Annotated in this window: 27 protein-coding genes and 1 pseudogene; 14 read left to right on the top strand and 14 right to left on the bottom strand. The window is 37.2% G+C overall.

Features of this window, described 5'->3' with window-relative positions:
- Positions 1–61 precede the first annotated feature (61 nt).
- Entirely contained in the window at positions 62–742 is a 681-nt protein-coding gene (locus AB8M93_RS04930) for an SIR2 family NAD-dependent protein deacylase (protein ID WP_373056457.1), read from the bottom strand.
- Positions 743–966: 224 nt separating this feature from the next.
- Here AB8M93_RS04930 and AB8M93_RS04925 point away from each other — a divergent pair, with 224 nt between their 5' ends.
- Both AB8M93_RS04925 and AB8M93_RS04920 read left to right on the top strand, forming a co-directional pair.
- On the top strand, positions 967–1,653 hold the full coding sequence (locus AB8M93_RS04925; RefSeq protein WP_373056456.1) for a TrmH family RNA methyltransferase: 687 nt from the start codon (positions 967–969) through the stop codon (positions 1,651–1,653).
- A 9-nt stretch (positions 1,654–1,662) separates the two neighbouring features.
- Entirely contained in the window at positions 1,663–2,190 is a 528-nt protein-coding gene (locus AB8M93_RS04920; protein ID WP_373056455.1) for an SRPBCC family protein, read from the top strand.
- A gap of 8 nt (positions 2,191–2,198) precedes the next feature.
- On the opposite strand, the gene AB8M93_RS04915 is transcribed toward AB8M93_RS04920, so the two are convergent.
- From AB8M93_RS04915 to rlmH, 4 genes are all read right to left on the bottom strand, one after another.
- A complete protein-coding gene (locus tag AB8M93_RS04915; RefSeq protein WP_373056454.1) occupies positions 2,199–2,954 on the bottom strand; it encodes a carboxypeptidase-like regulatory domain-containing protein in 756 nt (251 codons plus the stop codon).
- A gap of 77 nt (positions 2,955–3,031) precedes the next feature.
- Positions 3,032–4,816: a DEAD/DEAH box helicase gene (locus AB8M93_RS04910; RefSeq protein ID WP_373056453.1), complete on the bottom strand. Its 1,785-nt coding sequence runs from the start codon at positions 4,814–4,816 to the stop codon at positions 3,032–3,034.
- A gap of 133 nt (positions 4,817–4,949) precedes the next feature.
- Positions 4,950–5,522, bottom strand: coding sequence for a non-canonical purine NTP diphosphatase (locus AB8M93_RS04905; protein WP_373056477.1), 573 nt, complete (start codon positions 5,520–5,522; stop codon positions 4,950–4,952).
- A gap of 4 nt (positions 5,523–5,526) precedes the next feature.
- Positions 5,527–6,000 carry a 23S rRNA (pseudouridine(1915)-N(3))-methyltransferase RlmH gene (rlmH, locus tag AB8M93_RS04900; protein WP_373056452.1) on the bottom strand — a complete coding sequence of 158 codons (474 nt, stop codon included), beginning with the start codon at positions 5,998–6,000 and terminating at the stop codon, positions 5,527–5,529.
- Positions 6,001–6,051: 51 nt separating this feature from the next.
- Here rlmH and nadC point away from each other — a divergent pair, with 51 nt between their 5' ends.
- From nadC to priA, 5 genes are all read left to right on the top strand, one after another.
- Positions 6,052–6,909 (top strand): carboxylating nicotinate-nucleotide diphosphorylase, encoded by an 858-nt coding sequence (nadC, locus tag AB8M93_RS04895; RefSeq protein WP_373056451.1) that lies wholly within the window; start codon positions 6,052–6,054, stop codon positions 6,907–6,909.
- Between the two features lies 1 nt (position 6,910).
- Positions 6,911–7,834, top strand: coding sequence for a YihY/virulence factor BrkB family protein (locus AB8M93_RS04890; RefSeq protein WP_373056450.1), 924 nt, complete (start codon positions 6,911–6,913; stop codon positions 7,832–7,834).
- 27 nt (positions 7,835–7,861) lie between these two features.
- Positions 7,862–8,425 (top strand): chalcone isomerase family protein, encoded by a 564-nt coding sequence (locus AB8M93_RS04885; RefSeq protein ID WP_373056449.1) that lies wholly within the window; start codon positions 7,862–7,864, stop codon positions 8,423–8,425.
- 17 nt (positions 8,426–8,442) lie between these two features.
- A complete protein-coding gene (locus tag AB8M93_RS04880; RefSeq protein WP_373056448.1) occupies positions 8,443–8,871 on the top strand; it encodes a DUF2147 domain-containing protein in 429 nt (142 codons plus the stop codon).
- 92 nt (positions 8,872–8,963) lie between these two features.
- The gene (priA, locus tag AB8M93_RS04875; protein WP_373056447.1) at positions 8,964–11,417 is read left to right on the top strand and encodes a replication restart helicase PriA; all 2,454 of its coding nucleotides are present in this window, start codon (positions 8,964–8,966) and stop codon (positions 11,415–11,417) included.
- A 63-nt stretch (positions 11,418–11,480) separates the two neighbouring features.
- On the opposite strand, the gene AB8M93_RS04870 is transcribed toward priA, so the two are convergent.
- Positions 11,481–12,191, bottom strand: coding sequence for a LytR/AlgR family response regulator transcription factor (locus AB8M93_RS04870; protein WP_373056446.1), 711 nt, complete (start codon positions 12,189–12,191; stop codon positions 11,481–11,483).
- A 169-nt stretch (positions 12,192–12,360) separates the two neighbouring features.
- On the opposite strand from AB8M93_RS04870, the gene rpsF reads away from it, so the two are divergent.
- From rpsF to AB8M93_RS04850, 4 genes are all read left to right on the top strand, one after another.
- Complete coding sequence (gene rpsF / locus AB8M93_RS04865) at positions 12,361–12,699, top strand: 30S ribosomal protein S6 (protein WP_373056445.1); 339 nt, start codon at positions 12,361–12,363, stop codon at positions 12,697–12,699.
- Between the two features lie 2 nt (positions 12,700–12,701).
- Positions 12,702–13,001 carry a 30S ribosomal protein S18 gene (gene rpsR, locus AB8M93_RS04860; RefSeq protein ID WP_311536364.1) on the top strand — a complete coding sequence of 100 codons (300 nt, stop codon included), beginning with the start codon at positions 12,702–12,704 and terminating at the stop codon, positions 12,999–13,001.
- Positions 13,002–13,015: 14 nt separating this feature from the next.
- Positions 13,016–13,465, top strand: coding sequence for a 50S ribosomal protein L9 (rplI, locus tag AB8M93_RS04855; RefSeq protein ID WP_373056444.1), 450 nt, complete (start codon positions 13,016–13,018; stop codon positions 13,463–13,465).
- Between the two features lie 68 nt (positions 13,466–13,533).
- A complete protein-coding gene (locus tag AB8M93_RS04850) occupies positions 13,534–14,007 on the top strand; it encodes a DUF6495 family protein (protein ID WP_373056443.1) in 474 nt (157 codons plus the stop codon).
- A gap of 393 nt (positions 14,008–14,400) precedes the next feature.
- Here the strand turns inward: AB8M93_RS04850 and AB8M93_RS04845 are convergent, their stop codons facing one another.
- Positions 14,401–15,648, bottom strand: coding sequence for an ABC transporter permease (locus tag AB8M93_RS04845; RefSeq protein WP_373056442.1), 1,248 nt, complete (start codon positions 15,646–15,648; stop codon positions 14,401–14,403).
- 160 nt (positions 15,649–15,808) lie between these two features.
- Here AB8M93_RS04845 and hisS point away from each other — a divergent pair, with 160 nt between their 5' ends.
- Positions 15,809–17,179, top strand: a complete 1,371-nt coding sequence (gene hisS / locus AB8M93_RS04840; RefSeq protein WP_373056441.1) for a histidine--tRNA ligase — start codon at positions 15,809–15,811, stop codon at positions 17,177–17,179.
- 17 nt (positions 17,180–17,196) lie between these two features.
- Here the strand turns inward: hisS and AB8M93_RS04835 are convergent, their stop codons facing one another.
- Positions 17,197–18,153 (bottom strand): aldo/keto reductase, encoded by a 957-nt coding sequence (locus AB8M93_RS04835; protein ID WP_373056440.1) that lies wholly within the window; start codon positions 18,151–18,153, stop codon positions 17,197–17,199.
- A gap of 170 nt (positions 18,154–18,323) precedes the next feature.
- On the opposite strand from AB8M93_RS04835, the gene AB8M93_RS04830 reads away from it, so the two are divergent.
- Positions 18,324–18,893: a hypothetical protein gene (locus AB8M93_RS04830; RefSeq protein WP_373056439.1), complete on the top strand. Its 570-nt coding sequence runs from the start codon at positions 18,324–18,326 to the stop codon at positions 18,891–18,893.
- 3 nt (positions 18,894–18,896) lie between these two features.
- Here the strand turns inward: AB8M93_RS04830 and AB8M93_RS04825 are convergent, their stop codons facing one another.
- From AB8M93_RS04825 to AB8M93_RS04815, 3 genes are all read right to left on the bottom strand, one after another.
- Entirely contained in the window at positions 18,897–20,087 is a 1,191-nt protein-coding gene (locus tag AB8M93_RS04825; protein WP_373056438.1) for a GAF domain-containing sensor histidine kinase, read from the bottom strand.
- Between the two features lie 160 nt (positions 20,088–20,247).
- A complete protein-coding gene (locus tag AB8M93_RS04820) occupies positions 20,248–20,799 on the bottom strand; it encodes a glutathione peroxidase (protein ID WP_373056437.1) in 552 nt (183 codons plus the stop codon).
- 713 nt (positions 20,800–21,512) lie between these two features.
- Positions 21,513–22,070, bottom strand: coding sequence for a porin family protein (locus tag AB8M93_RS04815; RefSeq protein WP_373056436.1), 558 nt, complete (start codon positions 22,068–22,070; stop codon positions 21,513–21,515).
- A gap of 440 nt (positions 22,071–22,510) precedes the next feature.
- Between AB8M93_RS04815 and AB8M93_RS04810 the strand changes: the two genes are divergently transcribed.
- On the top strand, positions 22,511–23,842 hold the full coding sequence (locus AB8M93_RS04810) for a phage integrase SAM-like domain-containing protein (protein ID WP_373056435.1): 1,332 nt from the start codon (positions 22,511–22,513) through the stop codon (positions 23,840–23,842).
- A 28-nt stretch (positions 23,843–23,870) separates the two neighbouring features.
- On the opposite strand, the gene AB8M93_RS04805 is transcribed toward AB8M93_RS04810, so the two are convergent.
- The 3 genes and pseudogenes from AB8M93_RS04805 to AB8M93_RS04795 all read right to left on the bottom strand — a co-directional run bounded on the left by AB8M93_RS04805 (position 23,871) and on the right by AB8M93_RS04795 (position 26,378).
- Entirely contained in the window at positions 23,871–24,416 is a 546-nt protein-coding gene (locus AB8M93_RS04805; protein WP_373056434.1) for a DUF305 domain-containing protein, read from the bottom strand.
- Positions 24,417–24,428: 12 nt separating this feature from the next.
- Positions 24,429–25,126: pseudogene (locus AB8M93_RS04800) on the bottom strand (hypothetical protein).
- 25 nt (positions 25,127–25,151) lie between these two features.
- The gene (locus tag AB8M93_RS04795) at positions 25,152–26,378 is read right to left on the bottom strand and encodes a permease (protein ID WP_373056433.1); all 1,227 of its coding nucleotides are present in this window, start codon (positions 26,376–26,378) and stop codon (positions 25,152–25,154) included.
- Between the last annotated feature and the right edge of the window lie 2 nt (positions 26,379–26,380).

The following is a 26,380-nucleotide window of genomic DNA, read 5'->3' as shown; positions in this document are numbered from 1 at the left end:
TTTCTTAAAAATTAAAAAAGTAAAGATACAGCTTCCGCTAAACCTGAAAAATGGAAGCTTCCTATTTTTCCAATAAATCCTGAACGAGAACGGGAACTCCTTTAACGGCCTTTTCAGCGATTATTTTTAGAGTACCCCTTTGAGAGATATTTGGCCTGGGATCTATAAAGTATACGGGAATGCCTTCAGGAGCAAAACTTACCAGGCTCGCGGCTGGATAAACCTGCATGGAAGTGCCAATAATGATAAGAATATTAGCCTTAGCCGTAATTTGGGCTGCTTTTTCAAACATGGGTACTGCTTCTCCAAACCATACTACATGCGGTCTTAGCTGATGGTTGTGTTCACAAAAATCACCCACGCAAATATCTTTTTTCCAGTCCATTACCAGGTCTTCATCAAAAGTACTGCGGGCTTTTAGAAGTTCACCGTGCAAATGCGTTACTTTGGTACTGCCCGCCCTTTCATGCAGATCGTCAATATTTTGGGTGATAATTTCTACATCAAACTTTTGTTCTAGTTCTGCCAGGGCAAAATGAGCTTTATTGGGATGCACTTTCAGTAACTGCTTGCGCCGCTGGTTATAGAAATTGAGTACAAGCTCCTGGTTATTCTGCCAGCCAAGAGGAGAAGCTACTTCCATCACCTCATGTCCTTCCCATAACCCATCGGCATCTCTAAAGGTTTTAATCCCACTTTCCGCACTAATACCCGCACCGGTTAGTACCACAATTTTCTTCATAAAGCATTACTTTTTTTGAATTTAAGTAATTTTATGTTTATCCCGGAGGCTACCTAAAACTAATTGAAGTCTTATTTATTTTCTCTCGGTCTAAAATTGCAGGATAAAGGAACCTATTGAAAAATAGGCTTAAAATAGATAAGATAAAGACACCAATCTTAAAAAATTATGAAAATTGCAGGAAGAAATCCTTATTATATTTATTCAGCATAAAAATTTTGACAATGTTTAAGATTGATTTTTTACTTTTACATGCCATGACCAATCAAAACCTGCTAGAGTACCTGTTAGATTTCCTTACCCCGGCAAGAAGAAAGCTTTTTGCGAGGGTTCTAAAAGAGAGAACCAATTATTTTACCCTGGCCACTCAGGACGTATACCAGCTGCACAATACCAGTGCGGTTTTAAGGAGTTGCGATGTATTTGGTTTCCAAAATATTCATGTTATAGAAGAGCGAAATCCAAGACGTATTGATAAAGAAATTGCCATGGGGGCACAAAAATGGGTAGATGTAAACCGGTACAATTCTACTACTGCCTGTGTGGATACTTTAAGGCGAAAAGGTTATAGGATTGTGGCCACATCTCCGCATGGAGATGCACAGCTGCTTCAGGATTTTGACCTTTCCAGGCCTGCCGCTATTTTCTTTGGAACAGAAAAAAATGGCCTCTCTCAGGAATTTATAGAAAAAGCAGATGCAACACTTAAAATTCCCATGTATGGTTTTACCGAAAGCCTCAATATATCGGTTTCTGCAGCAATAATTCTCCAGGAGCTTAGCTTTAAATTAAGGAAAAGTAATTATAACTGGCGGCTAAGTGATAAGGAGAGGGAAGAACTGCACCTTAAATGGGCCAGAAAAAGTATTAAAAACTCTGATGCGTTAATAGAAAGCTTTCTCAAAAATTAAATTGTATCAATGACCTTATTTTTCTATATCATCATCGCCATTATAACCTTTTTTGCTTTCCTTCATGCCTGGTCAAAAAAGGAATATGACTTTAGCAGGACGGTGGTCATTAACCGTTCCCGGGAAGAAGTGTATAGTTTTGTGAGGCAATTGCGAAAGCAGCCGCTTTGGTTGCCGTGGTTTAACCGGGATCCAGAAGCAAAACTTAAATATAAAGGCATAGATGGCAAGGTTGATGCCACATTTTACTGGAAAGGTAACAGTAGGGTAGGAGAAGGGATTCAAAAAATCGTAAAAATAAGGCAGGGGAAAGTAATAGAAACCAAAATTCTGTTCATCAAACCTTTTAAGCTAAATGCCCTAACCTATATTGGGGTAAAAGAAATTGAGCCGGAGAAAACAAAAATGGTCTGGGGGGTACGAGGGCATATCCCTTTTCCGCTTACCATTATTGGTATTTTTTATAGTGTAGATAAATTACTGGCTAAAGATTTTGAAGAGGGGCTAAAGAACCTGAAAACTTTCCTTGAGAAGTAACTTTTACATTATTTCTTCTGCAGCACTTTATATTCTTCGTAACAACCGCTAATAGCATCAAGGATCTGTAGGTCATTTGCAGTTTTCATAAAATCTTCTGAATAATTACAGCGGGAAAGGATCTCGTTAATTTCCCCTTTATCTACCTGTAGCAAAGCCATAAGTGTTTCCCGATCGTATTTATTCTGAAGGAGCCTGCGTATTTCTTCTTCTTCCTTCATTTTTCGCAATTTCCGCATTTGTTGCGGCCGTTTTCCAAAGATGTTATGAAGCACATCTGCGGGATTAAAAATAGAGACCAGAACTTTTGTCACTGCGTTTGGAGAATTTTCACCACCTTCATAACCGGTATTAAGGCCGGAAATACTATAGCGGTAGTTTTCATAAATAGGAATATTCTTGGCATCAATTTCAAGATATCCGGTAAGGGTAACCGGGCTTAAGGTCACTTCTTCCAGGGCAATCCCTACTTCTGTCATTTTCACCTTCACATTTCCATACTTAAGCCAGTCATTGGTTACTCTTACCTTAATAGGCCGGAAGCCCAGGTAAGAAAAATAAAGCGTGTCGTTTACAGTGGCCTGTAGCTCAAAGTTTCCTTCTTCGTCTGTAGAAGTTCCTTTTACCTGGTTGAGATTTACAATATTCACCCTTTCAATAGGCCGGTCATCAGCAGCGTTTAATACCACACCGCTGACTACGTCCTGTGAAAATCCACAATATCCTGTTAATAATATTATTATAAGTAGGAGGTACTTCTTCATAACGATTTGAGCCTAAAAATATATAATACTAATAAAAAACAATGCCAGAATTAAATTTTTAAAACTACAGGTGACATCTAACGTTTAGAACGTCTTCTTTTTATTGAATTTTCAATATTCTTACTACGGCTTCCTGCTTTCTTACCAGCACCTTTTCCTTTTGAATCAGACCTGCGGCGCCTTCCGGAACCTCCGTCTGAATCAGACTTAAACGAGCGTTTTTTCTTATCAGAAAAATTTCTTTTTCCACCACGCCTATTTCCACTACTACCCGAATCTTTGGTTACTTCAACGTTTACAAACCGGCCTTCGTGCTTAAAATCTGTAAAAGTCTGTAAAACCTTATCGGTAAGGGAAGCATCGGTATTAAAGAAAGAAAAACTGTCTTTAACATCAACTTTATAAACATCATCCCTTCCTAAATCCAGTGTTTCCTTTAGAAAATCTTTCAGGCTCATCCAGTCAAAATCATCCTTGGCACCCACATTAATAAAATAACGGGTAGTACTGGCATCTGAGGATGGACGGTCTCCTGAACTTTTGGAAGAAAGATCAGGGGCGTTCTTGTAATAATTAAAGAACCTGGTAAATTCTACTGAAAATATTTTTTTAATAAGTTCTTCCTTAGAAAAATCCTCCAATACCTCATTAAGTGTAGGAAGGTAAGAATCTATCTCGTGGTTTATTTTGGTATTTTTTATATCGTTTGCCAGGTGAAAAAGCTGTACCCGGCAAATTTCCATTCCATCCGGAATATCTTTTTCCTCAAAATTCTGCTGGATGATGCGCTCAATACTTTTTATTTTACGCAATTCACTTTTGGTGATAATTACCATAGAAACCCCGCTTTTACCGGCTCTTCCCGTTCTTCCGCTACGGTGTGTATAGGTTTCAATTTCATCCGGAAGCTGGTAATTAATTACGTGTGTAATATCATCAACATCAATTCCACGGGCAGCAACATCTGTAGCCACCAGCATCTGGATTTGCCTGCTTCTAAAACTTTTCATGACAAGATCCCGCTGGTTCTGGCTTAGATCCCCATGTAAAGCCGCGGCACTGTAGCCGTCTTCAATTAGTTTTTCAGCAACCTTTTGAGTGTCACGTTTTGTACGGCAAAAAATCACCGAGAAAATATCTGGATTGGCATCGGCAAGGCGTTTTAGCGCATCGTAGCGCTGCCTAGAATTTACAAGGTAAAATTCATGGGAAACATTGGTTGCTCCCATGTTTTTAGATCCTACGGTGACTTCTACCGGGGAACGCATAAATTTTTTGGCAATTGTGGCAACCTCCTTAGGCATGGTAGCCGAAAATAGCCAGGTGTTTTTTTCTTTTGGGGTATGGGAAAGAATTGCGGTAATATCTTCATAAAAGCCCATGTTTAGCATTTCATCTGCCTCATCCAATACACAATATTCAATTTTGGAAATATCTACCAATTTCCTGTTAATCATATCCTGCATCCTGCCTGGGGTAGCTACAATAATTTGCGCTCCACGCTCAATTTGTCTTGCCTGGTCTGTAATACTCGCCCCGCCATAGATTGCTACAGGGTGAATGGATTTTTCGTATTTTGAGTAGTTTTTGATTTCATTGGTGATCTGCAGGCACAACTCCCGGGTAGGAGATAAAATAAGCGCCTGGGTATGCCTTTTATCTGCATCTATCTTCTGGATAAGCGGGAAACCAAAAGCCGCAGTTTTACCTGTTCCCGTCTGGGCCAGTGCCACCATATCTGTATCATCCTGTAGTAAGATGGGAATCGCTTTCTGCTGTACTTCACTTGGGCTCTCAAAACCCATGTCTTCAACTGCTTTTAAAATAGAGGAATTTAATCCTAATTTTTCAAATTTATTCATGTATAATTTTAAATAAGCTGCAAAGGTACGTAATTGTTTGCAGCTTTGAGCATTATAAATAAATGTGGGAATTTTTGCCTTAGCCTTGGTATTCCTAACGTTACAAATTTATGCAGCCTTAGCGAGATACAATTTACTGTGCCAGATAAGCTATAAGATCCCTAAAAGCTTTGCCCCGGTGACTTATTTCTGCTTTTTCACGCAGGTTCATTTCTGCGAAACTCTGGGTTTTGCCATCAGGTTTAAAAACAGGATCATAACCAAAGCCTTTTTTTCCACGCCGTTCTTCCAGAATTTCTCCCTGGCAAATACCGGTAAACAGGTTTTCATTATTTGTAAGATTTAAGGCAATCACGGTCTTAAAACGGGCTTTGCGATTATCTTTTCCCTTTAGGTGTTCAAGCAGTTTTTGCACATTGGCGTCATCATTTTTTTCATCTCCGGCAAAGCGTGCTGAAAAAACACCGGGCGCTCCGGCCAGTGCTTCTACTTCCAACCCCGTATCATCAGCAAAACAGTCATAACCATATCGTCTTCTCACATATTCAGCCTTTAAAATAGCATTGCCATCAATAGTATCTGCTGTTTCCGGAATATCTTCTGTACAACCAATATCATCAAGAGACAGGAGTTTTATGTGATGGGGCAACATCGCCTTTATCTCTGTAAGTTTATTTTTATTATGAGTGGCAAAGACGAGTTCCATTGTTTTATCTGTGGTGGTAGGGTTCATTCTTTAATATTGTAAAGGCGCGGTAAAGTTGTTCTGTAAAGAACAGGCGCACCATTTGATGTGAAAATGTCATTTTTGAAAGGGAAATTTTAGCATCTGCCCTTTTATAAACTACTTCTGAAAATCCAAAGGGGCCGCCCACTATAAATATCAACTGTTTTAATCCGCTGTTTAGCCGCTTCTGAATATATTCTGAAAAAGCTTCAGAAGAAAATTGCTTTCCGTTTTCATCTAAAAGAATCACAAAATCAGAATGCTGCAGTTTAGCCAGAATAGCATCACCTTCTTTTATTTTTTGCTGATTTTCATCCAGGTACTTTACCTTTTTTAGATCTGGAATAATCTCTGTTTCAAATTTATTATAAAACTGAAGGCGTTTAGCATATACCTCTGTAAGCTGCTGAAGCTGCCTATTATCGGTCTTTCCTATACAAAGTAATTTTATGGTCATTCCATAGATTTAAAGCAGACTTTGCTACATTTACAAAAATAAGTATTGAAAATGATCTCAGCCACACAATTTGAAAAAGAAATTGAATTGATAATTTCCAATGCCATTAGAGAAGATATTGGGGAAGGGGACCATAGTTCCCTGGCCTGCATTCCTAAAGAAGCCAAAGGTAAAGCCAAACTTCTGGTAAAAGACGATGGGATAATAGCGGGAGTAGAATTTGCGCAGCGGGTTTTTAAGGCCGTAGATGCTCAACTCCATATAGACATTAAGATTAAGGACGGCCAGAAAGTAAAAAGGCGCGATGTGGTTTTTTATGTGGAAGGCAGTTCACGCTCTATACTTATGGCAGAAAGGCTGGTGCTTAATGCTATGCAACGCATGAGTGCAATAGCTACAAAAACGGCTGAGTTCGTAAAGCAGCTCGAAGGTACAAAAACAAAAATCCTGGATACCAGAAAAACCACTCCTGGAATTAGAGCGCTGGAAAAATGGGCCGTAAAGATAGGGGGCGGAGAAAATCACCGGTTCGCACTCTATGATATGATTATGCTTAAGGATAACCACATAGACTTTTCAGGAGGGATTACCAGGGCTATTCATAAAACCAAACAATATTTACAGGAAAAAAACCTTGATCTTAAAATAATAGTAGAGGCAAGAAACCTGGATGAGATTGAGGAGATCCTGGAATCTAAGGGAGTATACCGCATTCTTATTGATAATTTTAATTTTGAAGATACTAAAAAGGCAATAAAGTTAATTGACGGGAAATGCCTTACAGAGTCCAGTGGTGGCATAACTCTGGAAACTGCTCCCCTTTTTGCCGCTTGCGGGGTAGACTATATCTCCAGCGGCGCACTTACACATTCTATTCACAATATGGATCTTAGCCTAAAAGCCGTTTAATATGGCTCCAAAGGAAGCGTTAAAATCTAAACTTGAGGATTTTTCCAACTGGTGGGAGAGAAAATCAAAGAACATTATTCTTCCCGGTTTAGGTGGTTTATCGTTATACAACCTTTGGGTGATTTACTGGGGAGGGATTATAAAGGGAACATTCTCTACCAGGGCAAGTGCTATTGCCTTTAGCTTTTTTATGGCACTGTTTCCGTTTTTGATCTTTATGTTCAATCTTATTCCCTATATTACTTTTATAGATGATTTCCAGATACAGTTCCTCATTTTTATGGATTCCCTGTTACCACCGGAAACATCAGATTTTTTTGGGACTATTTTTGAAGACATTGCCGCTAACCAGCGCGGGGGATTACTTTCTTTATCTTTTTTTCTTTCTATTTTTTTAATGACCAATGGAATTAATGCTATTTTCACCGGATTTGAATTTTCTTACCATACCCGCAGGAATCGTTCTATTGTTCGCCAATACCTGGTAGCCATAGGAGTTTCTTTAATCATGGCCCTATTATTGTTTACTACTATTATACTTACGGTGTACCTCACTTATGCCGTAGATGATTTGCATGAGTTGGGATTAGTGCAGCGGGATGGTGCAGGAACTGGGCTGGTGAAGTACACAGCATTTGTTTTGCTTATCTACACCGCAGTAGCAACCTTGTATTATTTTGGCACCAAAGAGGCAAGGCAGGCACGGTTTTTTTCTATAGGAGCTATTTTTGGAACCGTACTTATATTGTTAACTACTTATTTATTTGGCTTGTACATAGAAAACTTTTCGGCTTATAACGAGTTATATGGATCTATTGGAGCATTATTAATACTAATGGTGTATATCTGGCTAAACGCTAATATTTTATTGCTGGGATTCGAATTAAATGCATCTTTAATAAAAATGAAAAGGAAATTTAAATAACTTTAGATACACAAAAAACCTAACCATATGAAAAAATACTTGTTTTTTATACTCGCCTTATGCAGTATCGCAATGGCCCCTGCCCAAACCAAAATTGGCGGCGTGGTGTTGCCCAATAGCCTTAATTACGGTAATAATTCGCTTGTCCTTAACGGTGCCGGGGTAAGGGAAAAGCTATGGATAGATCTGTATGCCGGCGGCCTGTATTTAAGTGATAAAACTTCAGATGCAAATACTATTCTTATGGCTAACAAGCCAATGGCCATCAAACTACATATCATTTCTAAATTGATTACCAGTGATAAAATGCTGGATGCGGTAAATGAAGGTTTTGAAAATTCTACTAATGGCAATACCAGTCATATTTCTGAGGAAATTAAAAAATTCCAGAATCTGTTTAAGGAAGAAATAAAGAAGAATGATGTTTTTGATCTTATTTACAATCCCGGGAAAGGAGTAATTGTATTAAAGAACGGCGAAGAAAAAGGAATTATAAAAGGGGAGGAATTTAAGAAAGCCTTGTTTGGCATTTGGCTGGCAAACAGGCCTGCAGATGATGATTTAAAAGAAGCCATGCTAGGTAAATCTTAAATAGCTAAAAAGCATATATGAAAAACATTTTTTTAATCATATTACTATTTACCGGAAGTATAGGGTTTGCTCAAAAAGCAACAAGCGTTTTTGGAAAATGGGAAAATGTGAACGATGAAGGAAAGGTAAATTCCATTATAGAAGTTTACCAGGATAATGGAGAGGTATTTGGAAAAATAAGCAGGATAATGAAAGAAGAAGATCGGGACAGGAAGTGCACAAAATGCCCCGGGGAAATGAAAAACAAACCTTTAGAAGGCCTTGTTTTTATGAAGGGGCTGGAAAAAAGTGATGATGGATATGAAGACGGTGTGGTGGTAGACCCTAAATCTGGGAAGGAATATAAATGCCGGATATGGCTGGATGAGGATAATCCCGATAAACTGCATGTGAGAGGTTACGTGGCTTTTTTCTATAAAACCAAAACCTGGACGAGGAGGAAATAGTTTTTTAAAGGAAAAGCTTTAAAACCATTCTTTAACAGGAATGGTTTTTTAATTTTACCATTTTAGGATCTAAGCAACATGAAATCCCATTTATGTCATATTTTACAGATGTAATTTTACCACTGCCACTGGACAAGCGGTTTACGTATTCCTTAGAGGACAGTGAAGCAGAGTATCTTCAGGAAGGGATGCGGGTAGCGGTACCCTTTGGAAAATCCAAAATATATTGTGGAGTAGTGGCTGCCATTCATCAAAATCCTCCAGAAGTTTACGAAGCAAAGCCGGTAAGCCAGATTCTTGACAATGCACCTCTGGTAACAGCTTATCAACTAAAGTTTTGGAAATGGATTGCCAACTATTACATGTGTACAGAAGGTGACGTATTAAGAGCGGCCCTTCCCGGGGCATTTCTTCTGGAAAGTGAGAGTATTGTACAGCTCATTAAGAAATCTTCTCCTGAAGATCATCAACTTTCTGATGAAGAATATTTGGTGATAGAAGCCTTACAGCGGCAGTCTGTTCTAAAAATTCAGGAAGTAAACCAAATCCTCGAGAATAAAAGGGTGTTACCGGTACTAAATGCTCTGGTAGAAAAAAATCTGGTAGCACTTAATCAGGAAATTTATGAACAATATAAGCCTAAAAAAATAAGATTTGTTCGCCTGCCCGAAAAATTTTCTGCTGAAGTTGCCATGCATACACTTTTAGATGAACTCGATAAAGCCCCTAAACAAAGAGAAATTATGCTTAATTTTTTCAGTTTAAAAGCGCAGAATAGCAAACCAGTAAAAGTAAAAGCCCTCCTCAAAAAAAGTAATGCTTCCTCAGCAAATTTAAAAAGCTTATTAGATAAAGAATTTTTAGAAGAATATTATCTGGAAACAGACAGGTTTCACTATAACAGTGAAATGCCTGAAGTAGCCCTGCATTTCAATGAACATCAACAACAGGCGCTGAAGGAAATAAAAGATCATTTTGAGCAGGATGAGGTGTGCCTGCTTCATGGGATTACTTCTTCCGGAAAAACCGAAGTATACATCCGGCTCATTCAGGAGACCCTGAAAAATGGAAAACAGGCACTGTATCTATTACCGGAAATTGCATTAACCGCACAGCTTATACAACGCTTACAAAATTATTTTGGGGAACAGGTGCTGGTATATCACAGCAAATACTCCATGAATGAGAGGGTGGAGGTTTACAGGCATGTCCTGGAAAACGACCGTAAAGGTAGAGTGGTAATTGGGGCCCGCTCCGCCATCTTCCTGCCTTTTTCCAATTTAGGATTAGTGGTGATAGATGAGGAACATGAAGGAACTTTTAAACAATTTGATCCTGCACCAAGATATCACGCCAGGGATGCTGCCGTGGTACTGGCAAAATATTTTAAATCTAAGATTATTATGGGCTCTGCCACGCCATCTTTAGAATCCTATTTTAATGCCAGCCATAATAAATATGCCCTTATTGAGCTGAACAGGCGTTATGGAAATGTGTTGCTCCCGGAAATTGAAATTATAGACATTAGGAAAAAGCATAAAAAGAAAGAAATGACGGGGCATTTTTCTGATACGCTGCTAAAAGAGATTCAGGAAGTTTTAAAGGCGGGGCAACAGGTAATTCTTTTCCAGAACCGGCGCGGGTTTTCACCTATTTTGGAATGTAATACCTGCGGGCATTCCCCGCAATGTCCAAATTGTGATGTGAGCCTTACGTTTCACCACCATAACAATCAATTACGCTGCCATTATTGCGGGTACCATATTGCGATGCAGCAAAAATGTATGGCGTGTGGCAGCCCAGATTTAACCACTAAAGGTTTTGGAACAGAACAAATTGAAACCGAGCTGAAGTCTCTTTTTCCAGATCATACAATTGGCAGGATGGACCAGGACACGACCCGTGGTAAATATGGATTTGAAAAGATCATCAATGCATTTGAAATGCAGGAAATTGATATTTTGGTAGGAACTCAAATGCTCACGAAGGGATTGGACTTCAGGCACGTAAGCCTTGTAGGAATTATGAATGCCGATAATCTCCTGAATTTCCCGGATTTCAGGGCACATGAGCGGAGTTTCCAGCTAATGCTTCAGGTGGCAGGAAGGGCGGGAAGGACTAAGAAAAGGGGGAAGGTACTTATACAAAGTTATAATCCGTACCACCAGATCATCCAGCAGGTTTCTACTAATGATTATGCAGGAATGTATAAAGAACAACTGGAAGAACGTTACAATTATAAGTACCCCCCATTTTACCGCCTTATTAGGTTTACACTTAAAAGTCGTGATTTTTCCAAAACCAATGATGCTGCGAGCTGGCTGGCAAAATCGCTAACCAATGTTTTCCGGGAAAATGTGCTGGGACCAGAATTCCCGCCAGTTGCGAGAATAAGGAATGAGTATTATAAGAATATCCTGCTAAAAATTCCGCAGCAACAGTCATTGGGCAAGACAAAAACGGTTGTGCATAAAATTATGGCCAGCTTCCGGGCAATTGGCAATTTTAGGAGTGTAAAGGTGGTGCTTAATGTAGATCCTGTATAAATCTAAAGAAGCTGCCAATTTTGGGCAGCTTCTTTTTGAAGAACGTAAAGGCTGTGATATGAATTACTGGATCGCACTTAGTGCTTCAATAAGATTATTTTTCTTATGCCGGCTCAATGGCAGTTTTTCTTTATCTATTTCTATATTTTTACTGTTGTAGCGTTCAATCTTGTCCAGGTTTACTATATAAGACTTGTGAATTCGTAGGAATCTGTCACTGGGCAATTGTTTTTCAAAAGATTTCATGGTGGCAAGAACCACAAAATTATCTTTTTCAGTTATAAACTTTACATAATCCCCCAGTGCCTGTATGTATTTTAGTTTACTTAAGAAGACTTTGCGGTTTTTAAGATTGCTTTTCACAAAAATAAAATCCTCATCCTCGGGGGCTGCAGATTGCTGCCTGAGCTTAAAAAGATTAATGGCCTTATTTACCGCATTATTAAACCTATCTTTGGTTACAGGCTTATGGATGTAATCCACGGCATCATAATCAAATGCCTTGAAAGCATACTTTGTTTTTCCTGTCACAAAAATAATCTGAGGTTTGTTCGGGAGGTCATCCAGAAGCTCAAAACCAGATAAAATTGGCATTTCTATATCCAGAAATATAAGATCCGTTTCATTGTCTAACAGACCATTCTTGGTCTCGATGGCGTTATTATACTCTGCCACCAACTTTAAATTTGGATGATCTTTAATAAGTTTTACAATAGATAAGCGTTGCAAACTTGAATCATCTACGACTGCACACTTGAGTAGTATTTCTTCCACGTTAGATAGGATAGGTTAAGCATAACAATATTAAACAATATATTTGTGACTTACAACATAAACTTGAATTTCACCGATCAAAAAGGAGTTTTGTCTTTCTATACATGCTTTGAAAATATAAAAAATAATGCTACTTTTGCAGCCAATTTAATTTAAACAAAAATTATTTATGAATCATTATGAAACTGTTTTCATCTTGAATCCCGTTTTATCTGATGAGCAGATAAAGGAAACAGTTAAGAAATACGAAGAATTTCTTGTTTCTAAAGGTGCCGAGATGATATCCAAAGAAGATTGGGGGCTTAAAAAGCTGGCTTACCCAATCCAGAACAAAAAAAGTGGTTTTTACCATTTATTCGAATTCAAAGCTCCAGGGGAATCTATCGAGCCTTTGGAATTGGCATTTAGAAGAGACGAGCGAATGATGCGTTATTTAACTGTGAAGTTAGATAAGCATGCTATTGCTTGGGCGGAGAAAAGAAGAAAAAGAATCCAGGAAAAAGCGTAAGTATGGCTACATCTATTGAACAACAAGCAAAAGGGAAAAAAGACGGAGAGATTAGGTATCTAACTCCTCTTAATATAGAAACTACCAAAGCAAAGAAATATTGCCGGTTCAAAAGGTCAGGTATTAAATATATTGACTATAAAGATCCAGATTTTCTAATGAGCTTTGTAAATGAACAAGGTAAACTGTTACCTCGTCGTTTAACAGGAACTTCTTTAAAATACCAGAGAAAAGTGGCTGTTGCCGTTAAACGTGCCCGTCATTTAGCGTTAATGCCATATGTTGGTGATTTATTAAAATAAAAAATTAGGCAATTATGGAATTGATACTAAAAAGAGACGTAGATAACTTAGGTTTTAAAGACGATGTTGTAAACGTTAAAAATGGGTACGGCAGGAATTTTTTAATTCCCAAAGGTTATGCTGAACTTGCTACTCCTTCAACTAAAAAAGTGTTGGCCGAGACTTTAAAGCAGCGTGCCTATAAAGAGCAAAAGAATATTGACGAAGCCAAAAAACAGGCTGCCAAATTAAATGATATTAAAATAAAGCTTACTGCTAAAGCAGGTGCCGGAGATAAATTATTCGGTTCTATTACAGATGCAGATTTGGCTGAAGCACTTTCTAAAAAAGGTGTGGAAATAGATAAAAAATATATTAGCATCGCTGGTGGAAACATTAAGCGTCTTGGGCAATACGAAGCAACTTTGCGTTTTCACAGGGAAGTGGTTTCTAACTTTACCTTTGATGTGGTAGGCGAAGCTTAATTTGTTTTTAATTTATTGTAAAGCCTGCTCTTAATTGAGTAGGCTTTTCTTTTTTAATAGTTTTGACTATGAAGTATAGCAGGTTAACCAAAGAACAATTTGAGGAGATGCATCAGGAATTTATAAATTTTCTGGCCACTCAATCTATTACTGCAGAAGAGTGGAAGGAAATTAAGAGCACAAAACCTGAAGTTGCCGAGAAAGAGCTGGATATTTTTAGCGATCTAATCTGGGAAGGAGTGCTTAATAAAGTAGAATACCTGGAGCATTTTTCTCCTAACCAGATGTTCCTGTTCCATATTACAGGGGTAAGCATTAATCTTATTGCGGTAAAAGTGGATAGCCAGGAAATAGACATTACTTCCAAAACCGGCTATAGCTGGTTGCGCAACAATCTTATGGATGATGCCGTGAATATCTATACATCTACAAAAGCAATGAGTGACGACAGGAATAAAGATATCTTTACGTTAATCCGGCAGGGAGCTAATATTACCAAAGGAGAACTTTATAGATATTTTGAAGATGTGGTGCAGGAGTAGTCAATTTGGCAATTTAAAAATAGATTAATATCAATGTAGAAATGATTTAAGGGGATTGGCTTCAAATCGGTCTATTTTCAGATTAATCAATTTCTACATTTTCAAACCTTCATATTAATTCATTGTTGTACGGTAAAACTTTTACATAAATTTTTAAAGTCCCATGGATACAACCATATAAAACTATTGCGGTCTTTTAAGGCTTGGTTGATATGCTTTGCACTGATTTAATTTCAGAATGAGCAACTGAAAAGTTGAGCCGATCACCAGTCTGGTACGATAAAATATTAATTTTTGTTTCTTGCAGCGAAGCGATATTTGGTCTTTAACCGGACACTACTAGTAACTCATCTCAACATTTTCACATCTTCAAACTGGTTTATTTTCAATTGATTATTCGTAGCGCAGGGATTCTATAGGATCCTGTTTTGCGGCTTTAACTGCGGGAAAGCTTCCAGCAAGAATAGCTACTACAATGGTGATTGCTGTTGCCCAGATAATCGCTACCCAGGGAGTTGTAAAATCGAAATCTGCAAATTTTGCCACTGCGTATCCAATAAGGATCCCCAACAGGATTCCTAATAATCCTCCAAGCTGTCCTATTAAAAGCGTTTCAATAAAAAATTGCCCTGCAATAGTCCCTTTTTTAGCTCCTAAAGCTTTGCGAACTCCTATTTCCCTGGTCCTTTCGGTAACACTTACCAGCATAATGTTCATCAGGGCAATAGAGGAGCCAAAAATCGTGATAATAGAGATGATCCAGGCAGCAATATTCAGGTATTCTGTAATAGAAAGGATACGATTAATTAAATCATCACTGCGCTGCAGGCCAAAATTGTTTTCTTCCATAGGATTCAGGCCCCTTACATTTCTAAAGGTAATAATTGCCTCATCCTGAGCGCCTTTCAGGTAATTCTTATCGTCTACTTTTACGCTTAGATCATAATTTATCCTGGGTTGTGTAAAAATAGATCTTGCCTGCTGTATAGGAATAAGTATCCGTAAATCCTGGTTATTGCCAAAGGTTGAACCTTTAGATTCTAAAACTCCTATTACTGTAAATTTAGCACCACGAATACTTATGGTCTTGCCCACCGGGTTTTGTCCTTTAAAGAGGCCTTCTGGTTTGGCAAAATCAGATCCCAAGATGGCCACATTATTATTATTCTGAATATCAAAAATATTAAAATCTCGTCCATCTTCAATCTCTAACCCAGCATTGGAAAGATAATTTTGATTGGCTCCCAATACCGCCACTTCAGGATCTGTTTTTTCATTTTCAAATTTAACTTCAGCACCGCTGGTACCCGTAAAGGAAATTGCGGTTTGCGTAAAGGGATAACTATAGTTTTCTTCAAATTCTTTTACCTCCCTAAAGGTAATCACGGGATTAATTTTTTCTCTTTCTCCACCGCCCTGCCTTTGGAAACTAAGGTCATATTGCTGGATATTAAAAGTGTTAGCGCCCATGGAGGCGAAATTATTACCAATGGTATTCTCCAGTGCCGCCACTGCACTAAGGATGCCTACTAGAGCGGTGATTCCAATAGCAATAATGAGAACGGTGAGAATTGTTCTAAGGGACTGGCTTCTAATAGAAGTCAGTGCAATTCTAATATTTTCTTTTAGCAGTGAGAACATAAAGAATTTTTACAGGCTTATAAGTTAGACTCACAACAGGAGGATATGTTACTTAAAAACTGAAATTTGTTTGGGTTCGCTTAAAATTTAAGATATTTGCACTTCCGACTAAAAAGCATCTAAATATATAAAAATTCCGGCCCTGGCCGTCACAATAAATATGGCACAAAAACCATCTATTCCAAAAGGGACAAGAGATTTTTCACCGGCAGAGGTGGCAAAGAGAAATTATATTTTTGAAAAAATTCAGCAGCAGTTCAAAAAATTTGGATTTCAACCTATTGAAACGCCAAGCTTTGAGAATTATGAAACGCTAATGGGCAAGTATGGGGAAGAAGGCGACAGGCTGATTTTTAAAATATTAAATTCCGGGGATTTTCTGCGGAAAGCAGATCCAAAAGCCTATGAAAAAAGGGATAGTGTTAAAATTACCTCTTCTATTAGTGAAAAAGCCCTGCGTTACGATCTAACCGTACCTTTTGCGCGTTATGTGGTCCAACACCAAAATGAAATAGAATTCCCATTTAAGCGGTACCAAATCCAGCCGGTATGGCGGGCAGACCGTCCACAAAAAGGTAGGTTTAGAGAATTCTACCAATGCGATGCAGATGTGGTGGGCAGCGAAAGTTTATGGCAGGAAGTGGAATTTATACAACTTTATGACGAGGTGTTCAATGCCTTAAACCTCCCAGGAATTACCATTAAAATCAATAACAGGAAAATTCTTTCCGGATTTGCCGAAGTTATAGGCGAACAGGATAAGCTGATAGATTTTACAGTTGCCCTGGATAAACTCGATAAAATAGGGGAGGAGGGTGTTAAAAAGGAAATGAAGGAAAAAGGGATTTCTCCTGAAGCAATTGAGAAAATTGGGCCAATCTTCAGTTTAAATGGAAATTTTGCGGAGAAAGTAGCAGGATTGAAAAACATCCTGGAAAATTCCAAAACAGGGCAGAAGGGAATTGAAGAACTTGAATTTATACAGAAGGCTATTGCCCAAATGCCTTTGCAGGCTGCAAAATTAGACCTGGATGTAACCCTTGCGAGAGGACTTAATTACTATACAGGAGCTATTTTTGAAGTTTCGGCACCTGAAGAAGTTAACCTGGGATCCATTGGAGGCGGAGGACGATATGATGACCTCACCGGGATTTTTGGACTAAAAAATATGAGCGGTGTGGGAATATCCTTCGGCCTTGATCGTATTTTCCTGGTGCTGGAAGAGCTGGATTTATTTCCCCTTACGGTTACTGAAAATACTAAGGTGCTTTTTATCAATTTTGGCGATAAGGAAGCTCTTTATGCTTTAAAAGCAGTGCAGAACCTTAGGCGGAACAATATTACCGCAGAGCTTTATCCTGAAAGTAGTAAAATGAAAAAGCAAATGAATCACGCTAATAAACGGAAGATACCTTTTGTAGTACTGGCCGGGGAAGAAGAAATGAAGCAGCAGAAGTTTACCCTTAAAAACATGAAATCCGGCGAACAATTTTCTGTCTCGCCGGATGAACTTTTAAATAAACTAAATTGAAGGATATTTTATATACCTTATTTCCAGGAACTTAACTCATTGAGGCGCTTCATTTGATCTTTGGTAAGTTCTATATCTATGGCTTCAAAAAAAGACTTTAAATGCGCTTTTTTTGTAGCGCTGGCAATAGGCGCTGTTATACCCGGCCTTTGCATAATCCATGCAAGGGAAATAGCAGCTTCAGAGACCATATGTTCATTAGCAGTTTCCCAGATGGCATCCAAAACCTTTTTGCCGCCTTCATCAAAATATTCCTTTAAAAACATCTCTCTGCTGCTGCCTTTTACATCTTCCACCTGCTGATATTTGCCGGTAAGGAAGCCACTGGCAAGGGAAAAATAACTTAATACAGATAAGCCATTTTCCTCGCAAATATCTTTTATGTTTTCTTCAAACTTTCTTCGGGAAACCAGGTTATATTCCGGTTGAAAAACTTCATATTTTGGCAGATTTTCTTTCTTAGCAGCCTCAAGGGAAGCCTTTAACCTTTCCGGAGATAAGTTTGATGCTCCAATATACCTTACTTTTCCTTCTTTTATTAATTGCTGATAAGTAGAAAGGGTTTCCTCCACCGGGGTTTTGTCATCATCCCAATGGGTATAGTAAAGATCTATATAATCTGTTTGTAAACGTTTTAAAGAATCTTCAGAAGCCTTTAAAATATGATCACGTGAGATATCTTTAGGCATATTTTGTTCCATACTTGAGCCCACTTTTGTGGCCAGGGTTATTTGATCCCGTATTCCGCGTTCTTTCATCCATTTTCCAATAATTATTTCAGATTCCCCGCCGGAATTCCCAGGAGCCCATCTGGAGTAAACATCGGCCGTATCTATAGTGGTAAAACCTTTTTCATAAAGCTCATCCAGCATTTTAAAAGATTTTTTCTCATTGAGGGTCCAGCCAAAAACATTTCCTCCAAAAACCACGGGGGCTGTTTCCAGTGAGGTGTTTCCTAATTTTGTATATTTCATAAAGCTTTCTTTTTTCTGAAATTACGCATAGTAGCTTCCATTGCAAATCTTCAGGTAGAAATTAGGATTTTTTTAACCTGCCACTATATTTTCAGTGATTTTCTTGGGATATTCTTAAAATATTCCTGTAGCATTTTTCTTATCTTGAAAAGGAATAAAAAGTAATTATTATGAAATTTCGAATACTACTGGTGCTGCTTCTAACGGTTCCATTCGCAATATTTGCGCAAAACACTAATACTGCAGATCATTTTACCGTTACCCCGGAGGGTTTTACACAATCAGTCATTCGGGAATATCCTGAAAAGACAGATGATGAATTATATCAGTCTGTAATCATGTGGGCAAAATTTACCATAGATAATTATGAAGAGGCAATTACCCGCAATATTGCGAATCAATATCTGGAATTCAGGATGTTTGTTCCTCAGGGAATTGCATTAAAGGATAACGGAGAGGTTTACCAATGGGATGTAATGATGGATGTGGCATTCAGGTTTAAAAACGAGAATATAAGATATGATGTTGGTTTGGTAGAGGTGAGCAGTCCAAATGCTCCAAGTTTTGCTTTTGTGGCCGCTCCCGGGCAATGGTCCTTTTTTGACAGTGATGGCGAAACAAGAGAATTTAATCAGAAAAGCCAGGATCAAATCAATTCTATTGCCAATAATGTGATTAGGTCTGTATCGGCCTATGTGAACAGGGATGCAGAAATTCCAGATAAGGAAGCTGGGGATTAAAAGCTAACTTCCTGGCATAGAAAATGTAAAACAGGTTTTATCTTCATTAGAAGTTACCGTAAGTTCCCCGTCATGCGCTTTAGCTATTTCTGAAGAAATATATAAACCAAGCCCAAGCCCCTGGTGCCCTTCCTTTACATCTGCTCTGTAAAATGGCTGGAACAGATGTTTCATGACTTCGTTGGGAATAGGTTCTGCAGAGTTGGTTACCGAGATTTTAAATTCCCCGTTTACACAAATAGCTTCTACTTCTATAGGCTCTTCTTTATCTCCATGTGTAACGGCATTTCCCAATAAATTTGAAAAAAGCTGAGCCACCCTGGATTCATCACAATCTACTGCTTTTTCCAGATTAATAACTGTATTAATAGTCGCTTCGGGAGCCATTGCTTTAATCTCTTTTAGTACCTGCTCCAGGACTTTCCGCAGTGATTCTTTATCTTTTTTCTTCTGAAGTTTAATGCCTTCTCCCAGATGCCCGCGGGCAAAATCCAACAGGTTTTCAATCAGAGCTTCCATACGGAAGGTGGTAGATTTTATAGTCCCGGCATATTTGCTGGTTTTTTCTTCCTGGGCCAAGAGCAGGAGCATATCAGAACACATTCTAATAGTTCCCAGTGGATTTTTGAGATCATGGCCAAGAATAGCGATAAACTTTTCACGCACTTCTGCAATTTCCCTTTCCAGGAGCAATTCTGCAGAGGTGATTCTGTACTCTTCCAGGGTATTAAGATGAAAGGAGATTAGTTCTGCAAACAACCTGAACATTTCAACTATTTCAGGAGAGCTTACCTTTGCAGGTTTAGTGTCTATGGCACATAAAGTGCCGAAGAAACTTTTATCTTTCCTGAAAATGGGAATGGAGATGTAGCTTTGGAACCCGTAAAGAGCAGGAGTAGGGTGCCTGCAATACAATTTATCCTCAGCCACATGATCTATAATAACGGGTTTTTTGCTCTCCCGTATTTCATGACATATCGTGCTTTCCACCTTAAGTTCATCCCCGGGCTTCAATCCAAAGGAGATATTATCTTTTGAGCTACAGGTAATCCACCTGTCTTCGGTAACCCTGGCAATAGCTGCAAACCCCATTCCTGTAGTTTTGCAAATCACATCCAGTAAAGAAGGAATTATAGGTATTTGATTGATATTATCAACATCTTTGAGAAGATGGTCTTTAGCGCTGGGAATCATAATGGGATTGGTTATGGTATTCTTCTAAAATAGTAAAAAAAAGCGGTTTACGAAATGCTAGACATTAACTTCAGCAATGGCAGATGGCTTGTATATGTTATTCCATACAGGACAGCCCCTGAGCATTTATAGTTCTCTATTTCTTTAAAAGCAAAGCGCATTAATTCTCTATCCAGTCTATTATACTTTTATCTGTAGGTAAGGTTTTGGAATCTATCACCCTGGCAACGCGTCCCTCCTCATCAATAAGATATTTTTGAAAATTCCACTGCACTTCAGAATCTTTGTAATTATTCTTAGATTTTTCTGTTAAGAAATGGTATAGTGGATGCATATCAGCTCCTTTAACTGAAATTTTGCTCATCATAGGAAAGTCTACTCCATAATTAGCCTCACAAAAAGCAGCTATTTCTTTATCGCTGCCAGGTTCCTGTCCGGCAAAATTGTTGGCTGGAAAACCAATGATAACAAAATCTTTTTCCTTATATAAACTATAAAGCTCCTGCAATTGTTTGTATTGCGGGGTAAAACCGCATTTGCTGGCAGTATTTACAATCATTACTTTTTTACCTCTAAGGGTACTTAGATCAAAATCTTTTCCCTGAATGTCTTTAACTTTAAACTGGTAAATGGTATGATCCATAATCTTATTGTTTTGTGCCTGCAATAACCAACTGAAAGTAATAAGGCAGAATAATAGTAGCTTTTTCATGTTCTAATTTTAAAGCTAATGTAGTTAATTCGCCCAGAAACGGGAAGATGGTATTATAAATTTATTCATTAGTGTAATAGAGCCTTAGGAGGTATTCCCGCCTATAATATTTTTTAGGAATGCTATAAATGTAAGTAGATAAAGATGCATAATTGCATTTTCCGTTTAAGGGTTCCCCTATTTCCTTATCCAGTTTCTTTTATAAAAGCCGATTCTTGGACGGATGATTCTGAAATTTCAGCCTTAATTTTTTTTCGGAGGCCTTATAAAGCCAAAAAGTTCTACGGGAGGATCCATAAAATAATAGCTCTGGGCTATAGTTTATTTTAGGTTTTGCTGAGATAATTACAAAGGAGTAAAGCTATATTTCCACCGCTAGAAAATCTACTCAACACTATATTTTGCGCAGAAATTTTCCTACTGCATTATTTTTGAAGCCTGTTCTGCTAATTTCTGCTATTCTGTGGGCGTTAAATACTATTGTCAAAGGTAGTTTATTGCTAAATTTGAGAAAGTCTTATTAACCCTGATAGCTGGAATTTGAAATTCCCTTAAGCTGTGGTTAGCATTACAGGAAAGGCAATAAATGGTAGAATAAAAGACATTTCCGCATTTAAATAGATTAGCAGCAAGACTTGCTACTATGGCTACATAACACCGGGCAAGCAGTTCCAAGAGCTAGTTGTAATTTCTAGATCTTTGTTGAGCAGTTTCTAGAAAAAATACCCAATACTTAATCCCAAAGTTGTATTTGTTACCTGAAATTTTTGTCCTTGCATATTTACTTCCAATAAATTATTAATTCCCTGGTAAGCAATTAATTCCACAAAGAAAGGATTTATATCATATCCAAAGCCCAGGAGAGCTCCATAATCTAATTTTCTTAACTCTCCGTAGTCATCAGAATTTTTCCTGGTATCTAATAAATATCCTATTTGTAAACCAGCAAAAAGATACGGACTACTGAAAAATTTAAAGCTTAATGCGGCATTCAAATATTTAGTTTCGTATTGTATATTGTCTGCATAATCTTCTAAATCTCCCTGCTGGGAATACATAAGCTTTGGTCGAAAAGCTATTTTAGGACTAATTCGTTTTTCATAGACTCCTCCAAAATGAAAGGTAAATGAATTACTATGAAAGCCTGTACTCTTTAAAAATCCTCTTGATAAAGCTGAAGCATGTATACCACCTGTTATTCCAAAAGAACCTTGAGCATATATGTTTATTGATAGAAGCAGAAGAGAGGTTATTCCCAGTAATTTTTTCATGTCTTTTGCGCAATGAAGCGTGTCTTTGCTATTGGCTTTTTTGATTTAGTAAAAAAGTCTAATTTAATATTTTAACAATATTCTTTATTATGCCCTTGCTCTTTCCGCTTTAAAATTGCTTTTAAGAGCACTGCCAGGTATTTACCATTACATAAAATAAATTCTGTACTACGACGAACAAAACAAAAGGCTTCCAGTTTCCTGAAAGCCCTAATTTACCTGTAGCGAGACCGAGATTTGAACTCGGGACCTCCGGGTTATGAAAATATTCTATAGAATACCTAAAAATCGATAAAACTACTGAAAATCAATTAATTAGGTCGTTTTTAATTTTATTTAATATTGTTTAAAATGGTTTAAATTCACCTTATTCTGTACTTATTCTGTACTAGTTTTTTTTATATAATTCATTATCTTACAACGTTTTAATTCCTAATATTATGGCAAATGTAAAGATCGTTTTGAGAAAAAATATGAAAAAGAAGGATGGAACAATCCCCCTCGCTTTAAGAATTAGCGAAAATTATAAAACTAACTATGTCTGGCTTGGACAATATATTTTTGAAAAGGATTGGGATGATGTTGCCGGTAAAGCAAAAGGAACTCATCCTAATTCTAAAATGTTGAATAACTTTTTGATGAAAAAATTGACGGAAGTAAATGATATTTATTTCAATTCAGAGAAAAGCATTACACCGAAGCAACTAAAACAAAAATTAAAAGGACCGAATGGCTCAAAGTCATTTTTTACTTTAGCCACTGAACATATTTATACTAAATATGAAAGGGGTGTTTTCTCAGTTGCGAAATCACAATTATCTATTCTTTATAATATAGAGGAATTTTTAAATGTAAAAAATTCTAAGACAAAGTCACAAGTGGTTAAAGAGATCAAACAACGCCGTTTAAAGCGTGTTAGTGATGCTAGAAGGTCAGAGTATCACTGGATGGATGGGGTAGAGTATTTCAAAAAAAACAAATCTTTAAAATTCCGTGATATTGATGAGTCATTTTTGAAAAAGTACAAAACTTTTTGTTATTCCTATTTGAATCAAAAACCAAGAACCATAACAAACCAGCTTATCTTTATTAGAACCCTCTTCAATATTGCAATTAAAGAAGGAATAATTTCTGAAAAACACTATCCTTTTGCGGGGGAAAAAGAAAAGATTCGTATAAGTTCAGGAAATAAAATCGGATTGAATATCGAGGAAATTGAGAAAATAGAATCATTAGAGTTAGAGAGGTTTTCCACAATTTGGCACACACATAATATTTGGTTATTTTCATTTTATTTTGCTGGCATGCGAATATCTGACGTTATTAAATTAAAATGGTCAGATTTTAAGGATAACCGTTTATACTATATCATGGATAAAAATGGTAAGCCATTAAGTCTAAAAATCCCCGATAAGGCAAAGATCATTATTGATTATTATAGACCAGATGAAAAATTTAATAATGGATACGTATTTCCATTTTTAAGCCAGGTAGATCCGAAGCAACCTGAAAAAATTTATATACGAACTAAGAGTACTACGAAACTTCTTAATAAATATTTAAAAAGAATTTCAAAACTCTGTGGTATCAAAAAAACATTATCGAATCATATTGCCAGACACAGTTTTGGAAATATCGCCGGAGACAGGATTCATCCATTGATGCTTCAAAAGTTATATAGACATAGTGATTTAAAAACTACTTTGAATTATCAGGCAAACTTCATACATAAAGATGCGGATGAGGCATTAGACAGTGTAATCAATTTTTAGTATTTGAAAAACTAAATAAAGTGATTAATTAAAATCTATTTTTGTCTGTAGAGAAAAGATATATTAGGACTATATAAATTTTATTTCCCCTCATTTTCAAGACGATAAATATCTTTTTCATTTGAGCTATTTCTCTTTCTTGGGCCTCAATAATCTCCTTTGCTAACTTTTTTGCTTCAGGATCCTGAATATCAGCTCTTTTGCTAGTCATAATAGCAATTGAGTGGTGGGGGATCATGGCTTTCATCCACAATACATCTCCAATAATGGGGCTTTGTGCTCTTACTAATCCTAATGCGCTAATGAAAAGTAGTAAACTACCTACATAAATCGCTATATTCTTTTTTCGGTTTTTATACATGCCTAACATTAAAGAAAGCATAATTACGGCCATTGCAGCAATTCCCAAACAAGTCATGTAAAATCTGGTAAGACTAAACCATACATGATCCCATTCATAGGTATTCATATACATTGTTATATACATTGCTATAAATGAGAGGCCAAGCATAGCCATAAATCTACCATAGTTAGCTTTCCTCATTCCATTCTGTTTTTTTTCTTTTGAATTCATTGCCTAGTTGTTTTATAGTTGATTATTAAAAATTTGTTTTTTGACTTTTCGTATTGAAGGTGAGTTTGCATACAAAAGAAGAAACCCACTTAATACCGTGATCAATCCCAAGAGAGAAAAAGAGCGTAATAATATGGAATTGAAATTATCCCTACCTGGATAATCCATTGTATGAGTCATCCATAAAAAATCAAACCAGCGGCATTTCCTGTGACGTACTGTTTGAAAAGTTCCGTTTTCAACCGCGACATAAGCTTTTAAATCCTTTGAAATCTCATGCACGGGTAATGGCCGTCCACGGTATTCGTGGTGGAAATCAACTTTTTCAATTCGGTTATCACTTTTTATTTTTAGATTTTTCAGCATATATCTACTCGCTACTTCTTGTGCCTCTTCTTTACTAATTTCTTTTTTATAATTTCCTGTATTGGCAATGTACAATGATGTTTGATTTAGCCAATAATATGGGTGATCAGCAATTTCCAATAGTTCTAACGATTGTATGGTTCGCTCAATCTTTAATTGTGATATGCCTAATAAATTTGAAAAAGCAGTTTGTTTTGTTTTTAATAATCATCGTGTATCTCTTCAATGTTTGTCCAACTGAAATATTTCCCGATAACCGTCCACATTAAGAACTGTGTCCCAAAAAAGATCCCCAAGTAACGATGTGCTTTTCTGATTTTTAATGCTATTTTTCTTTTAACTATAGTTGGATTGAGGATAACAAATAAATTAATCCATAAAAAATTTTACAGCAAGGCCTCCTGTCAACCACGCATAACAAATAAATGCGGCATATTTCAAGAAGCTTTCGAGTAATTGGCTTTTAGGTGCCATTTCACTCATAGAATGCTCTACATCTTTCTTTTTGAAAAAACCGAGATATATCAAATAACCAGAAATAGCTAAAAAAGCTAGGTTCAAAAAGAACGTGTAATCTAATTTAAAGAACTCGCTATCTTGAATTTTTACCTGTGAGGGGTCTGGTAAAATGCTGAACAAATCAAATGTGTAGTGTAATGCCAAAGATGTTCCTATTAAAGCAGTAAATAATAGGAATACTATGAAAATCGACATTTTCCAGCCATAATATTTGGCGTTTATACGCAACACGGGAAATACAACAAGGTCACTAAAAATAAAGGCCATTACCCCAGCGAAACTAACACCCTTGCCGAAAAGTAGCGCAGCCAAAGGAATATTTCCCATTGATCCAATAAAGGTTAAAAACGCGGCCACCGGCCCTACAATAATATGTTCCAGAATTTCGAGAAAAGTGAAATCTGTATTTCCTTGACCACTATTGATAAAAAGCGTTTGGAAGAAGGAATCAGGAACGAAGGCAGCCACGATACCGGCAATGGTAAAGCCTACGGTCACATCTTTCCACACCATTTGCCATTCCATCTTGTATTTTTTAGCAACTCTCGCCCAGCTAGTCTCCTTTTGAATTTGTTTTTTCCAATCTTTGGAATCATCCATATCATCTCCATCTGCACTTTCTAAATTTTTTCTAGCTTTTGCAATAAGTTTTTTTGGATTTATAATGCGAATAAGTATCCAGCAAATGAGGATTAAGAGGATTCCACCTACATATTCTCCTACTACAAATTGCCAGCCCAAAAAAATGGAAATGATGATTCCCAATTCTATAACCAAGTTGGTTGATGCTAAGAGAAACGCAATAGATGAAACAAAGCTTGCCCCCTTCTTAAAAATTGATTTTGTAGAGGCAAGTGCAGCAAAACTGCAAGAGCTGCTAATAAAACCGAAGAATGTACCCAGCAGCATGCTCTTTGATTCATTTTCACCCATTGATTTTTGCATCCTTTTTTCAGTAACAAAAATCTGGATCATACTACTGATAATGTATCCTAAAATAAAGGCCCAAAGTGCCATCCAGAAAAATCCGGTGGTTGTATAGGCGGCCTCGCCCCATTGTTTTAAAAATTCATTCATAA

Source organism: Autumnicola aciditolerans (genome assembly GCF_041679265.1).
Taxonomy (GTDB): Bacteria; Bacteroidota; Bacteroidia; order Flavobacteriales; family Flavobacteriaceae; genus Autumnicola.
This window is presented reverse-complemented; position numbering and strand designations above follow the sequence as displayed.